General features: G+C 69.5%; 13 protein-coding genes, 2 pseudogenes and 1 riboswitch. Of the genes and pseudogenes, 11 read left to right on the forward strand and 4 right to left on the reverse strand.

What is annotated here, in order from left to right; translation table 11 throughout:
* The first annotated feature begins 518 nt into the window (after positions 1 to 518).
* The 7 genes from AC27IQ_RS11985 (at position 519) to ribB (ending at position 6,507) form a co-directional block, all read left to right on the forward strand.
* Positions 519 to 1,277 carry a sulfite exporter TauE/SafE family protein gene (locus AC27IQ_RS11985; RefSeq protein WP_284394620.1) on the forward strand — a complete coding sequence of 253 codons (759 nt, stop codon included), beginning with the start codon at positions 519 to 521 and terminating at the stop codon, positions 1,275 to 1,277.
* 203 nt (positions 1,278 to 1,480) lie between these two features.
* Complete coding sequence (locus tag AC27IQ_RS11990) at positions 1,481 to 2,245, forward strand: ABC transporter substrate-binding protein (protein ID WP_272565884.1); 765 nt, start codon at positions 1,481 to 1,483, stop codon at positions 2,243 to 2,245.
* A gap of 33 nt (positions 2,246 to 2,278) precedes the next feature.
* Complete coding sequence (locus AC27IQ_RS11995) at positions 2,279 to 3,061, forward strand: amino acid ABC transporter permease (protein WP_487089604.1); 783 nt, start codon at positions 2,279 to 2,281, stop codon at positions 3,059 to 3,061.
* Entirely contained in the window at positions 3,058 to 3,726 is a 669-nt protein-coding gene (locus AC27IQ_RS12000; protein WP_487089605.1) for an ABC transporter ATP-binding protein, read from the forward strand. Before AC27IQ_RS11995 ends, AC27IQ_RS12000 begins: the two co-directional genes overlap by 4 nt.
* Before the next feature lie 114 nt (positions 3,727 to 3,840).
* Positions 3,841 to 4,590, forward strand: a complete 750-nt coding sequence (rlmB, locus tag AC27IQ_RS12005; RefSeq protein ID WP_317354365.1) for a 23S rRNA (guanosine(2251)-2'-O)-methyltransferase RlmB — start codon at positions 3,841 to 3,843, stop codon at positions 4,588 to 4,590.
* Positions 4,591 to 4,605: 15 nt separating this feature from the next.
* Positions 4,606 to 5,424, forward strand: coding sequence for an SIR2 family NAD-dependent protein deacylase (locus AC27IQ_RS12010; RefSeq protein ID WP_487089606.1), 819 nt, complete (start codon positions 4,606 to 4,608; stop codon positions 5,422 to 5,424).
* A 3-nt stretch (positions 5,425 to 5,427) separates the two neighbouring features.
* Positions 5,428 to 5,634, forward strand: a riboswitch (FMN riboswitch).
* Between the two features lie 198 nt (positions 5,635 to 5,832).
* On the forward strand, positions 5,833 to 6,507 hold the full coding sequence (ribB, locus tag AC27IQ_RS12015) for a 3,4-dihydroxy-2-butanone-4-phosphate synthase (protein WP_487089611.1): 675 nt from the start codon (positions 5,833 to 5,835) through the stop codon (positions 6,505 to 6,507).
* A gap of 15 nt (positions 6,508 to 6,522) precedes the next feature.
* Here the strand turns inward: ribB and AC27IQ_RS12020 are convergent, their stop codons facing one another.
* The 3 genes and pseudogenes from AC27IQ_RS12020 to AC27IQ_RS12030 all read right to left on the reverse strand — a co-directional run bounded on the left by AC27IQ_RS12020 (position 6,523) and on the right by AC27IQ_RS12030 (position 8,905).
* Positions 6,523 to 7,482, reverse strand: a complete 960-nt coding sequence (locus AC27IQ_RS12020) for an aldo/keto reductase (RefSeq protein ID WP_487089607.1) — start codon at positions 7,480 to 7,482, stop codon at positions 6,523 to 6,525.
* Between the two features lie 217 nt (positions 7,483 to 7,699).
* Positions 7,700 to 8,300, reverse strand: a pseudogene (locus AC27IQ_RS12025) (chromate transporter).
* A complete protein-coding gene (locus AC27IQ_RS12030) occupies positions 8,297 to 8,905 on the reverse strand; it encodes a chromate transporter (protein ID WP_487089608.1) in 609 nt (202 codons plus the stop codon). Before AC27IQ_RS12030 ends, AC27IQ_RS12025 begins: the two are co-directional and overlap by 4 nt.
* A gap of 466 nt (positions 8,906 to 9,371) precedes the next feature.
* On the opposite strand from AC27IQ_RS12030, the pseudogene AC27IQ_RS12035 reads away from it, so the two are divergent.
* The 4 genes and pseudogenes from AC27IQ_RS12035 to AC27IQ_RS12050 all read left to right on the forward strand — a co-directional run.
* A pseudogene (locus AC27IQ_RS12035) lies at positions 9,372 to 9,890 on the forward strand (XopAJ/AvrRxo1 family type III secretion system effector zeta toxin); the annotation flags it as partial.
* Between the two features lie 34 nt (positions 9,891 to 9,924).
* On the forward strand, positions 9,925 to 10,350 hold the full coding sequence (locus tag AC27IQ_RS12040) for a hypothetical protein (protein WP_487089612.1): 426 nt from the start codon (positions 9,925 to 9,927) through the stop codon (positions 10,348 to 10,350).
* A gap of 2 nt (positions 10,351 to 10,352) precedes the next feature.
* Entirely contained in the window at positions 10,353 to 10,649 is a 297-nt protein-coding gene (locus tag AC27IQ_RS12045; RefSeq protein WP_284431188.1) for a hypothetical protein, read from the forward strand.
* A gap of 63 nt (positions 10,650 to 10,712) precedes the next feature.
* Positions 10,713 to 11,558: a fumarylacetoacetate hydrolase family protein gene (locus AC27IQ_RS12050; protein WP_487089609.1), complete on the forward strand. Its 846-nt coding sequence runs from the start codon at positions 10,713 to 10,715 to the stop codon at positions 11,556 to 11,558.
* 33 nt (positions 11,559 to 11,591) lie between these two features.
* Here the strand turns inward: AC27IQ_RS12050 and AC27IQ_RS12055 are convergent.
* Positions 11,592 to 13,196 (reverse strand): TonB-dependent receptor family protein (locus AC27IQ_RS12055; RefSeq protein WP_487089610.1); only part of this gene is annotated, 1,605 nt, incomplete at its 5' end.

Genomic DNA, 13,196 nt, shown 5'->3' on the forward strand with positions numbered 1-13,196 from the left:
GCAGGCGCCTCGGCGGGAAACGCCGGCCGCTCGGGGGCGGCCGAGCGGTGGGCAGCCAGGGCCGCCGGCGCGGAGAGGGTGCGGCGAAGCGAAAGATCGGTCATGGCGAACAGGCCTTGAAGAGGGAAGCGAAACGCCCGCCGATTGAATCAAACCGCGCATCAATGCCCCGTAAAAACCAACGGCTGCCGCGCCCGTGCTTCGCCCATCTTGCAGGTGCTTCGCCACGCTGCCCCAGAACGGGGTGCGGGAAACCACCAATGCACCAGCAGGGTGCACTCGTTACAGTTCAACCACTCGAAAACGCGCCCGTCGCGTCGAACGAGGGGACCGAGGAGACATCTCGAAGTCGAACAAACCATTCCGAGCATCCCCCTATAAGATGCCTTTTTTACAAAGCGCCGGCGACCCCGGCGCTTTTTCTTTGCCCGTTCCCTTGGCCGGTTCGCTGTGCGCCGGCACGCACGAATCGCTCCCCATTCCCCGTTCCGCCCTGCGGCAGCCCCGACAATCGGGGGATGGAATGGATCATTGTTTCTCTGGCGTCGCTGCTGGCCGGCTTCGTGGACGCCATCGTCGGGGGCGGCGGCCTCATCCTCGTGCCCGCCCTGTTCGCCACGTTTCCCAACGCACCGCCCGCCACGCTGCTGGGCACCAACAAAAGCGCCTCCATCTGGGGCACGGGCATCGCCACCTGGCAGTACAGCCGCCGCGTGCAGATGCGCTGGCAGGCGATGCTGCCGGCGGCCGCGGCGGGCTTCATCGGGGCGTTTGCCGGCGCCTGGACGGTGACGGTGATCTCGGCGGATTCGCTGCGCAAGCTGCTGCCGCTGATCCTGCTGGCCGTGCTGCTGTACACGCTGGCCCGCAAGGACCTGGGGCGCCACCACACCCCGCGCTTCGAGGGCCGGATCGAGACACGCCTGGCCTGCGCCATCGGGCTGGTGGTGGGTTTCTACGACGGCTTCTTCGGGCCGGGCACGGGCAGCTTCTTCGTCTTCCTGTTCGTGCGGCTGCTGGGCTACGACTTCCTGAACGCCTCGGTGTCGGCCAAGCTGCTGAACCTGGCCACCAACGTGGCGGCCATCATCCTGTTCGCGGCCAAGGGGCACGTGTGGTGGCACTTCGCGGTGCCACTGGCGGTGGCCAACGTGGTGGGCAGCGTCATCGGCACGCACATGGCGCTCAAGCACGGCACGGGCTTCGTGCGCGGCATCTTCATCGTGGTGGTCAGCGCGCTCATTCTCAAGACGGGCTACGACGCCTTCCTGCGCTGAGCCTCAAAAAGTCAAAACGGGCCCGTTTTTTGCGCTCCGGCTCAGGGTTTGCGGGTGGGCATGGCCTCATGCACGCCTTTTATAATGTGGCAATCCCGTGACTGCCCGTCCCGCGGGCGGCCCACTGGCCGCTGGCTCCGGCTTCGCTAACCGCCAAGCCGGATTTTTTGTACCTGAAACCACCCTGCGCAGGAACAACAGAGATGAAGATGTTCAAGACGATCGCCACCGTAGTGGCAATGTGTGCCGCTTTTTCCGTGCAGGCCCGCACGCTGGAGGCCGTCAAGAAGGACGGCAAGATCATCATCGCCACCGAGGGCCAGTTCGCGCCCTTCAACTATTTCCAGGGCACCCAGCTCACCGGCTTCGAGATCGAAGTGGCCAACCTGGTCGCCAAGAAGATGGGCCTGAAGGTCGAATGGAAGACGCTGGGCTTCGATGCCCTGCTGACCGGCCTGGCGCAGGACCGCTGGGATGCCGTCATCGCCTCGCACGGCGTGACCGAAGAGCGCGCCAAGGCCGTCACCTTCGCCACGCCCCACTACTGCTCGGGCGGCATGATCATCGCCACCGACCCCAAGATCCGCACCGCCAAGGACCTCACCGGCAAGATCGTCGCCGTGCAGACCGGCACCAGCTACCTGGAGAACGTGCAGAAGGTCGCCGGCATCAAGGAAATGAAGAACTTCCCCACCGACGTGGACGCCCGCAGCGCGCTCACCTCCAAGCGCGTCGATGCCTGGGTGACCGACAAGTTCGTGGCCAAGGAAGTGGTCGCCAAGAACCCCAAGGCGGGCCTGAAGCTGGGCGACATGCTCTTCATCGAGAAGATCGCACCCGCCGTCTCCAAGGGCAACACCGGGCTGGCCGACGCATGGAACAAGGCCTTTGCCGAAGTGCTGGCCGATGGCAGCTACGCCGCCGTGTCCCAGAAGTACTTCAACGAAGACGTCCGCTGCGCGCCATAAGCCGCGGCGCCGGCTTCGGACCGCCTTCCTTCCATGCTCAATGCTCTGTGGCCACAGCACTGGACGCGCCAGCACCGCAGCAATGCGACGCTGGTCTCCGCCCTGCTGCTGATGGTGTTGGCGCTGGCCCTGCTGGGCCAGCTGCTTTCCTTCCTGCCTGACCCGATCGGACCGAACGCCCAGGCGTTCTCCGACGGCGCGCGCACCACGCTGTGGCTCACCCTGGTGAGCGGCAGCGTGGGCCTGGTGCTGGGCACCAGCGCCGCGCTGGCCCGCACCTCGCGCTGGATCGCGCTGCGCTGGGCCGCCGGGTTCTACATCTGGGTCATCCGCGGCACGCCGCTGCTGGTGCAGATCCTCTTCGTGTACTTCGCGCTGCCGGTGCTGGTGCCGGGGCTGAACCTGCCCGACTTCGCCGCCGCCGTGGTGGCGCTGGGCCTGAACGTGGGTGCCTACAACGCCGAGGCGGTGCGCGCCGGACTGCTGGCCGTGCCGCGCGGGCAGACCGAGGCGGCGCGGGCCCTGGGCCTGTCGCGCCTGCACGTGTTCTTCGACGTGGTGTTTCCGCAGGCCTTCAAGATCTCGCTGCCTCCCCTGGTGAGCAACTTCGTGGCGCTGCTCAAGGACTCGTCGCTGGCCTACGCCATCGGCGTGGTGGAGCTGACCAACGTGGGCAACCGCATCCAGTCGGCGACCTTCCAGCCCATCGCGACGCTCTCCACCGTGGCCATCACCTACCTGCTGCTGACCACGCTGGTCACGCAGATCTCCAACGCCGTCGAATACCGCTTCGACGTGGAAGGACGGGCGCAATGAGCCAGGCCACGCCCTACATCGTCGCCGACTGCGTGTGCAAGTCGTTCGGCGCGCACCAGGTGCTCAAGGAGGTGTCCACCACCTTCAACACCGGCGAGGTGACGGTCATCATCGGCGCCTCGGGCTCGGGCAAGAGCACGCTGCTGTCGATCATCGCGGGGCTCGATACGCCCACCCGCGGCACCGTGCGCCTGGATGGGCAGGACCTGTTCGCCATCGACGAAGATGCCCGCGCCGCGCTGCGCGCGCAGAAGGTGGGCTTCGTGTTCCAGAGCTTCCAGCTCATGGGCAACCTGACCGCGCTGGAGAACGTCATGCTGCCGCTGGAGCTGGCCGACCGCCGCGACGCGCGCAAGCTTGCAGCCGACATGCTGGGGCGCGTGGGGCTGGGCCAGCGCCTGTCTCATTACCCCAAGGTGCTGTCGGGCGGCGAGCAGCAGCGCGTGGCGCTGGCGCGGGCCTTCGTGGTCGAGCCGGCCGTGCTGCTGGCCGACGAGCCCACCGGCAGCCTGGACTTCGCCACGGGCGAGACCATCATGCGGCTGATGTTCGAGTTGAACCGCGAGCAGGGCACCACGCTCGTGCTCGTCACGCACGACCGGGGCATCGCCGCGCAGTGCGAGCGGCGCATCACCATCGACGCGGGGCGCGTGTCCGAGGCCTGAGGCTTTCGTAGGGGCTTTGGGCCGTTTGTGCCCTGTGCCGGGATATTGCATGCCTTGGTTGCTATCAAATAAATAGCAATCGGTCGCTCGGCCCGTGGCGCGGATAATCCCCGCATGTCCAGCCCCAAAGTCCTCTTCGGCTTCCACGCCGTCGGCGTGCGCCTGAAGACTGCGCCGCAATCCATCATCGAGATCTACTACGAGGCCACGCGGCGCGATGCCCGCATGCGCCAGTTCCTCGACCGCGCCAACGCCGCCGGCGCGCGCCTCATCGAAGCCGACAGCGCGCGCATCGCCAAGCTGGCGGGCAGCCAGGGCCACCAGGGTGTGGCGGCGCGGGTGGAGCCGGTGGCCCTGGCCACCTCGCTCGACGAGCTGCTCGAAGACCTGGAAGCCTCCGGCGTCGCCCAGCCCCTGCTGCTGGTGCTGGACGGCGTGACCGATCCGCACAACCTGGGCGCCTGCCTGCGGGTGGCCGACGGCGCCGGCGCGCAGGCCGTGATCGCGCCCAAGGACCATGCGGTGGGCCTGAACGCCACGGTGGCCAAGGTGGCCAGCGGTGCCGCAGAGACGGTGCCGTATTTCATGGTGACCAACCTCGCGCGCACCCTGAACGAGCTCAAGGAGCGCAACATCTGGTGCATCGGCACCAGCGACGATGCGCCCAAGACCATCTACCAGGTGGACCTGAAAGGCCCCGTGGCCCTGGTGCTGGGCGCGGAGGGCGACGGCATGCGCCAGCTCACGCGCAAGACCTGCGACGAGCTGGTCTCGATCCCCATGAAAGGCGCGGTGGAGAGCCTGAACGTGTCGGTGGCCAGCGGCGTGTGCCTGTACGAGGCGCTGCGCCAGCGTACGCCTTGAACCGGTCTTTTCGCCATGCCGCGCTTGCCGCAGCCTGATCCTGAAGGCGCCTGGAGCGGCTCGGGCGACCTGCATACCGCCATCGCCTGGGTCGACGCAGCGCAGCGCATCGTGGTGCTGACCGGCGCGGGCGTGAGCGCCGAGTCCGGCGTGCCCACATTCCGCGATGCGCAGACCGGACTGTGGGCGCAGGTGCGCCCCGAAGACATGGCCAGCGAGCCCGGCTTTCGCGCCGATCCCGCGGGTGTCTGGGCGTGGTACGAGCACCGCCGCGCGCTGCTGCAGGGCGTGCAGCCCAATGCGGGCCACCGGGCGCTGGCGGACTTTGCCCGGCGCCATCCCGGCCGCCTCACGCTCGTCACGCAGAACGTGGATGGCCTGCACCAGATGGCCGGCAGCGAGGGCGTGCTGTGCCTGCATGGCGAGCTGCGCGGCAACCGCTGGCTGGACGATCCGCGCGGCTGCTGCGACATGGCCCACGCCGAGGCCGGCGCACCACCGCGCTGCGCCACCTGCGGCAATCTCGTGCGCCCGGCCGTGGTGTGGTTCGGCGAGTCGTTGCCGATCGACATCCTCGGTCAGGCGGAGGAGGCGGTCAGCGCCTGCGACCTGATGCTGGTCGTGGGCACGGCCGGCGCCGTGTATCCCGCGGCCGGCCTCGCCCACATGGCCCGGCGCATCGGGGCGCGCGTGGTCATCGTCAACCCGGCGCCGAGCGAACTCGACGGCACGGCCCATGCGGTGCTGCGCGGTCCGTCGGCTGAAGTCTTGCCCCTGCTGCTGGGCCGGGATCGCCCGGCAGGCGACACGCCACCGGCGGCAGCGCCGCGATAATCGCACGGTCTTCAGGGCGGGGTGGAATTCCCCACCGGCGGTAGGCGGTGCGGGAGGTCTCCCCGCGCCGCGAGCCCGCGAGCGCTCCGCATGCGTCCTTCGGGATGGGCGGAGGTCAGCAGACCCAGTGCGACGCGGCTCCAAGGAACACGGTTCCTGGCCCGTCCAGTCTGGGGCCGACGGTCACAGTCCGGATGAAAGAAGATGGGGCGCGCAGCCATGCGCGCCCTGGTGCCTGCGCGCGCCTGCCATTCGGGCGTGCGCCGGTGCTTCTTGCATGCCTTGAGGCGTTTCCTCACCTTCCAGGAGCGTTTCATGAACACCGCCGTTTCCGTTTTTTCTTCCTTTTCCTCTTTCCCTTCCACGCCTGTGGCCGTGGCCGTCGATCACGGCGTGCAGCTGGCGCCCATGCCCGAGGTCATCGCCGCCATTGCCGCGGGCCGTCCCGTGCTCGTCATGGACGATGCCGACCGCGAGAACGAGGCCGACCTCGTCTGCGCGGCCGACAACCTCACCGAAGCCACCATGGCCCTGATGATCCGCGAGGGCAGCGGCATCGTCTGCCTGTGCCTCACGCCCGGTCATGCGGGCGCCTTGGGCCTGCGGCCGATGGTGGAGGTCAACCGGTCCTCGTTCGCCACCGCCTTCACCCAGTCCATCGAGGCGGCCCATGGCGTGAGCACGGGCGTGTCGGCGGCCGACCGGCTGCAGACGATCCGCTGCGCCCTGCAGGTACCGGCGCCCGGCGGTGCCCCGCAGATCGTCAGCCCCGGCCATGTCTTTCCGCTGGTGGCACGCCCGGGCGGGGTGCTGGAGCGCACCGGCCACACCGAGTCGGCCGTGGACCTGGCGCGCCTGGCCGGCCGCGCACCCGCCGGGGTGCTGTGCGAGCTGATGAATCCGGACGGCAGCATGGCCCGCGGTGCGGACGTGGCGCGGTTCGCCCAGGCCCACGGCCTGCTGTGCACGACCGTGCAGGCGCTGGTGGCGCATCGGCAGGGATTGCAGGCCTTGGCGGAAAAAGGCGGGCAGGGCGGCGGCAGAGTGCCCGCCGCCCATGCGGCGGTCGGCGAACCCGCTTGATGGCCTTCAGGGTCCTCAGGCCGCTTCGGCGCTGGCCTGGCTCAGCGATTCGAGCGCATCCGCATCCAGCTTCAGACTGGCGGCCTGCACCAGTTCCTGCAGTTGCTCCAGCGACGATGCACTGGCGATGGGTGCGGTGATGCCGGGCTGCGCCATCTGCCACGCGATCGCCACCTGGCCGGGGGTGACCTCATAGCGTTCGGCCACCTGGTCGAGTTCGGCCAGGATGCGCAGGCCTCGGTCGTTCAGGTAGGTTTGCACCACCTTGGCGCCGCGCGGGCTCTTGTCCACGTCCGCTGCGCTGCGGTACTTGCCGGTCAGGAAGCCGGCGGCCAGCGCGTAGAAGTTGATCACGCCCACGCCCTTTTCCAGGCACAGGGGGCGCAGCTCTTTCTCGAACACGTCGCGGTCGTACAGGTTGTACAGCGGCTGCAGGCTTTCGTAGCGCGGCACGCCCAGGCGCTCGCTGGTGTCCAGGGCCTCGGCCAGGCGCTTCGCGGAATGGTTGGAGGCGCCGATCGCGCGCACCTTGCCTTCGCGGATCAGGTCGGCGTAGGTGCCCAGGGTTTCCTCCAGCGGGGTACCGGCATCGTCATCGTGAGACTGGTAGAGGTCGATCACGTCGGTGTGCAGGCGCCGCAGCGAGTCGTCCACCGCGCGGCGGATGTAGTCGCCGCCCAGACCCACCTTGCCATCGCCCATGTCCTTGCCCACCTTGGTGGCCAGCACGATGCGGTCGCGCTTGCCGCTGCGCTTGAGCCACTGGCCGATCATGGCTTCGGACTCGCCGCCCATGTGCCCCGGCGCCCAGCGCGAGTACACGTCGGCGGTGTCGATGAAATTGAAACCCGCGTCCACCCAGGCATCGAGCAGCGAGAACGTGGTGGGCTCGTCCACCGTCCAGCCGAACACGTTGCCGCCGAAGCACAGTGGCGAAACCTGCAGGCCCGAACGGCCGAGGGGGCGAAATTGCATGGGGGACTCCTTGGATTGCGGAAAAGACAGGCCCGATGCGAATCGGGCCACGAAGAAAACGGGGTGCGGCAGCAGGCCCGGGGAGGCCCGGCCAACGCCGATGGCGAAGGTGCCAAAGCCATTGTTGCGGCATACGCCACCCGGCGCGGTAAGACGACCGCTGAATCTTCACGCCCCTGGAGTCAACACGGACTGTTAAATCCACGGGCGCGCCTGGTCATACCACGCCCAGCGCCCCCAGCACCGCACCCGCCGCCAGCAGCCACAGCAGGTGAAGCCGGGTGCGCCATACCACCAGCGCGCACGCGCCACTCAGCAGCCACAGGCGCAGGTCGGTGCCGGCGCAATGGTGCACGCTGCCCAGCAGCCAGGCGGTGGCCAGCAGCAGGCCGATCACCACGGGCGCCAGCCCCTGCTTGAAGGCGCGCACGCTGCGCCGGTGCCTGTTGCGGTGGCCCCAGCGCGTGGCCAGCCAGGTCAGCACCGTGCTGGGCAGCATGATGCCCACCAGGCTCAGTGCCATGCCCAGCGTGGCCGCGGCCCCAGCCCGCCGCGCCCGGCCCGCCGGCGTTCAGGCCCACGTTCCAGCCCAGTAGGCCGACGAAGAGCACGTTGGGGCCCGGCGCGGCCTGGGCGATGGCGACCGAGGCGTTGAACTGCACGTCGGTGATCCAGCCCTGCCGTTCCACGAGGAACCGGTGCATGTCGGGCGCGGCGGCAATGGCCCCACCCACTGCCAGCAGCGAGATGGAGGCGTAGTAGAGGAACAGGTTCAGCCAGTCCACCGGCTGCAGGGCGAGCATGGGGGCCGGCGTCATGGGGCGATCTTCCGCCAGGTCACAGCGCATGCCGCGCCGCCCACCACGGGCAGCACCCAGGCCAGCGGCCAGCGCAGCAGCGCCATGGTGCCGAAGGTCGCGGCCACGAAGGCCCACCCGGCCACCAGGCCCAGCGGGTGCGTGCGCAAGGCCCCCGCCATCCGCAGCGCCACGCCGCCGACCAGGCCAGCCGCCACCGCTCCCATGCCGCGCAAGGCGCCACTCACGGCGGGGTGGCCGGAAAACTGCGCATACACCACGGCCAGCGCCAGCACCAGCAGCAAGGGAAACAGCAGCATGCCCGCCAGTGCCACCAGGGCGCCACGCAGTCCGAAATAGCGATCGCCGACCACCACGGCGAGGTTGACCACGTTGGGCCCCGGCAGGATCTGCGCCACGGCCCAGTCTTCGAGAAATTCCTCATTGGTGAGCCACCCCTTGCGGTCCACCAGCTCGCGCTGCACCACGGCCAGCACGCCGCCGAAGCCCTGCAGCGCCAGGAGGGTGAACGACCAGAACAGGTCGGCCAGATGGGCCGGGCGGGGCCGGTCGGCCGCTGTAGGCGGCAGCGTGGAGGGGGCCGGGGGTGCGGGTGAACGGGGCATGGCGGATTCGGGGCGGAAAGGAGCCGGGAGCGGGTGGTGGTTCGGGCCGATATTACGGCGCATGGCGGATGCCCGCCCTGGCGATGAGCGAAGTTTGGTGTGGCACCCTGGCCCCGCGCTGTGAGGGCGGGCAGGGGTTCGCGGAACCTGCCTGATCTTCGCGCGTGGGATGGCACCGCCGAGTGGCTGCCGCTAACTTGCCGGGCCTATGATTCATCGCCTTGCCGCTCGGGCGCGCGTGCCGCGCCATCCCCTCGCCAGACTGACATCGGGGCCCCCGCTGCCGGCGGGCTCCACGCTGAAATCGCAGAGCGGCTCCCCTGAGTTGAAGGCAGCCCCTCGCAGCGCAGGCCACGGGGCCCTGTCCCCGGTCCGTTCCGCGGCCTCGGCACTGCGAAGCCTGTCTGCCAGGCGAACCACCCATTCCGCGGCCTCCAATGGCGCATACGCCAACGGCTCCGTGGAGATGTTCGCGGTCGGCACGCTGCCGCCCGTCGGGCCCGGGCGATGGGCCTACCTGGCCGATCCGGCCCACTGGCAGCCCGAGCGCCGCAAGCTGCACGATGCGCTGATCGATGACTCCTTTCGCAAGGCCTCTGTCTTCGCGGAATGCGTGGAGCGGTCGGGCTGCGATCCGACACTGTTCGCCTTGCGCGGCAATACGGCTGCCGGAAAGACCCGGCTGGCCCGATCGGCCGTGCCGGCCCTGGCCGACGCCCTGCAGGAAAGCGGCGGGGGCAGCATCAATCCGGACGCGTTCAAACCGCGGCTCAGGAAGGCGCACGGCCAGCCCCGACTGACCCCGGCCAACGTGCACGCGGAGTCGTGCGTGCTCGCCGACCGGCTGGAACGCCAGATCGCCACAAGGAAGACCGCGAGCGGAAAGCCGGCCGGCATGCTGGTCGACAAACGGCTGGGCGGAGCGCACGAAGTCGCCAGCTACATCGCACTGTCCGAGCACACCGGCCGCCAGGTCGAGATGTACGACATCGACACCCCTCTGGAGCGTTCGCTGCTGGGTGTCCTGCAACGCAAGCCCGACGGGGACGATCCGCGCCCCCCCCTATGCCGCCGTCGTCGCCGGCTACTCCGCCGTTCGCGGCAATCGCCTGGACGTCATCGACCAGTTCCTGGCGAAGCCGCAGATCGGCACCTACCACCTGATGGGCACGTTGGCGACGGGAGAGAAGGCGCCTGTCGCGACCGTTGCGAACGGGGAGCTGACGATCCACGACGCGGACCAATACGCCGAGATCGTGGCGCTCTCCGACTTGCCCGCCAGCGACATGGGCGAACAGGTGATCGACGACGGGACGATCAGGCAGCTGACGCACGCCATGCCCGCCGCCATCGCCGAGACCGCTCGCGAAGCCTTGCAGAAATATGCCGGCCTGTCGTGGTCCCAGGCGCTGGGAATCCACTGCACGCTGAATGGACAAGATTGAAGATGACCCAACTCAAAGGCGAAGCCGCCCTGGCTTTTCATCGGCAACTCAGGGAACGTGCACAGCAGCAGCGGACGGCGCGGCTGCAGGCCGCCAAGGCGCAGGCCGCATCGAGCGGCAAGGAGGCCTTCGACCTCGGGAAGCTCCAGACGCTTTACGATACGACGCAGCGCGGCCGCTGGATCGATCTCGCGCAGCAGGCGGTGGGCTACGAGTACCTGTACTACGTGGAGTATCCGCAGGTGTCTGACCTGCAGGCATTTGCCCGCAGCCTGGACGAGATCGACTACTGGTCGTGATGCTTCGGACGGGCGCCCGCCGCCCGCTTCCGCGTCTGGAATCTTCCACCGGTAGGAGACACTTTGAAACTGATCCGATATGGCCAGCCGGGCGCGGAGCGCGCCGGGCTCGTCGATGCGCAAGGCATTGTCCGGGACCTGTCCATGCTGCTGCCCGACATCGGCCCCGCCCAGCTGTCGCCCCGCACCCTGGCCGCCCTCGCGGCGCTGGACACGTCGCGCCTGCCCGTGGTGCCCGAATCGGAGCGCCTGGGCTGCCCGGTGGCGCGCGTGGGCAAGATCGTGTGCGTGGGGCTCAACTATGCCGACCATGCGGCCGAAGCGGGCCTGGCTGCGCCGGCCGAGCCCGTGCTGTTCATGAAAGCCACCACCGCGCTGAGCGGGCCCACGGACCCGGTGCGCATCCCGCCCGGCGCGCTGAAGGCCGACTGGGAGGTGGAGCTGGGCATCGTGATCGGCACGCGCGCGCAGCATGTGGCCGAAGACGCGGCGCTGCAGCATGTGGCGGGCTACGTGCTGGCCAACGACGTATCCGAGCGCAGCTACCAGATGGAGCGCGGCGGTCAGTGGGACAAAGGCAAGGCCTACGACACGTTCGCGCCCATCGGACCCTGGCTGGTCACGGCCGACGAGGTGCCCGACCCGCACGCCATCGGCCTGTGGCTGGAGGTGAACGGCGAGCGCATGCAGGACGGGAACACGCGCAACTTCATCTTCGGGGTGCCCCGGGTGCTGTCGTACATCAGCCAGTTCATGACGCTGGAGCCGGGCGACATCGTGCTCACCGGCACGCCGGCGGGCGTGGGGCTGGGCAAGAAGCCCGCACCGCGCTTTCTGCGGCCGGGCGACGTGATGCGGCTGGGGGCCACGGGCCTGGGCGAGCAGCGCCTGGTGTGCGAGGGCGGCTGAGCCGATCCGGGCCCTGCGCCCCGGGCAGGGCGGCTACAGGAACTGCGCGCGCAGCCCTACCATGATGCGCCGTCCCGCCGCGGGCTCGAAGAAGCGCCCGTTGCCGTCGTTCACGATGAGCGAGCCCGCGTAGCGGCGGTCGAACAGGTTGTCCAGCCGCGCCCAGGCCTGCCAGCGCGTGTCCCCGGTGCGAAAGGCATAGCCCGCCCGCAGGCCCGCCACGGCGAATCCGGCGGCGGCCTCGGTGTTCACATCGTTGGCGTACACCTTGCCGGACACGTCCAGCGTCGCGCCCCATTGCCATGCCGGCGACAGGGCGTGGTCCAGCGCCAGTTGCACGGTCTGGCGCGCCGTGCCCGGCAGCCGGTTGCCCGAGGGCACGGTGGCGCCGCCCGCCACGGCGTAGGGACTGTCGAAGGACGCATCGAGGTACGTGTAGGCCACGCGCGGCTTGAAGGCACCGGACTGGGCGCTCCACGCCAGCTCCAGCCCGCGCCGGCGCACCCGGTCGGCGTTCTGGTACACGGTGCGCCCGTTCACGGTGGCCGCCGGCACGATCTCGTCCCGGCTTTGCGCGTCGAACCAGGCCGCGTCGATGCGGTACACCGTTCCCTGCCACTTGGCGCCGACCTCCATCTGCCGGCTGCGCGAGGCGTTCAGGCCGTAGTTGGGGCCGGTGTTGCCGGTGCTGTAGGCCATCTCGGCCAGGGTGGGCGTCTCGAAGCCTCGGCCGATGTTGGCGTACAGGTTGAGCTGGTCGGTGGCACTCCATACCAGGCCCAGCACGGGACTAGTCTGCCGCCAGGTGCGCTGGCCGCTGTCGTCAGGGTTGGCGGCGGTGATGAAGCGGTCGTTGACGCTCGCGCGCACGCGGCTGGCGCGCACCCCGGCCACGGCGCGCCAGGTGGGTGTGAGCCAGGCGTCCACTTGGGCGAACCAATCGGTGTTGCCCGCGCGGTCCTGCTCGTCGCGCCGCAGCGCGCCGGGCGTGCCGTTGTTGTTGACCCGGCCCTGGCGGTGCTCGGACAGGCGGTCGGCGTCCAGCCCCAGCGTCCAGGTCAGGGGCAGGCCGGAGGCGCGCCGCACGGTGTGCGTCCAGGCCATGCCCAGGCCGTAGTAGTCGCGGTCCAGGTCCACGACGCCGCCTGCGCTGCTGGCCGCGGCGCCGCTGAACGACAGGAATTGCGTGAGCGTGCGCGTGCCGCCATAGGCGCGCACCCGAACGCTGTCGGCCGCGCCGAGTTGCCGCTCCAGCACCACGCCGAACTGGTTTTGCGCCACGGATTTGCGCGTGCCGAAGTCCGTCGCCACGGCCGGTGCCTGGCGCGGATCGGCCTCGAACTGTGCCCGGGTCAGGCCCAGCGGGTCCTGCGCCAGGGGCTGGTCATAGAGATTGAGCAACGCGGTGATCCGGGTGTCGGCATCGGGCCGGGCCACCAGCTTGCCGTTGAGGTGCGTGCGCCGCGCCGCGCTGTGGTCGCGCGCGCCGTCGGTCTCGAAGTGCGACACATCCACCAGCCCGCCGAGCGTGCGGTCGCCGAAGTCGAGCGAGGCATCCACCAGCCGCTGCCCGAACGAGCCCGCCGCCACCGACGCGCCGGCACCGCCGCCTTCGCGCGGCTCCCGGGTGGTGACCTG

It is taken from the genome of Acidovorax sp. KPB24-07 (assembly GCF_057543315.1).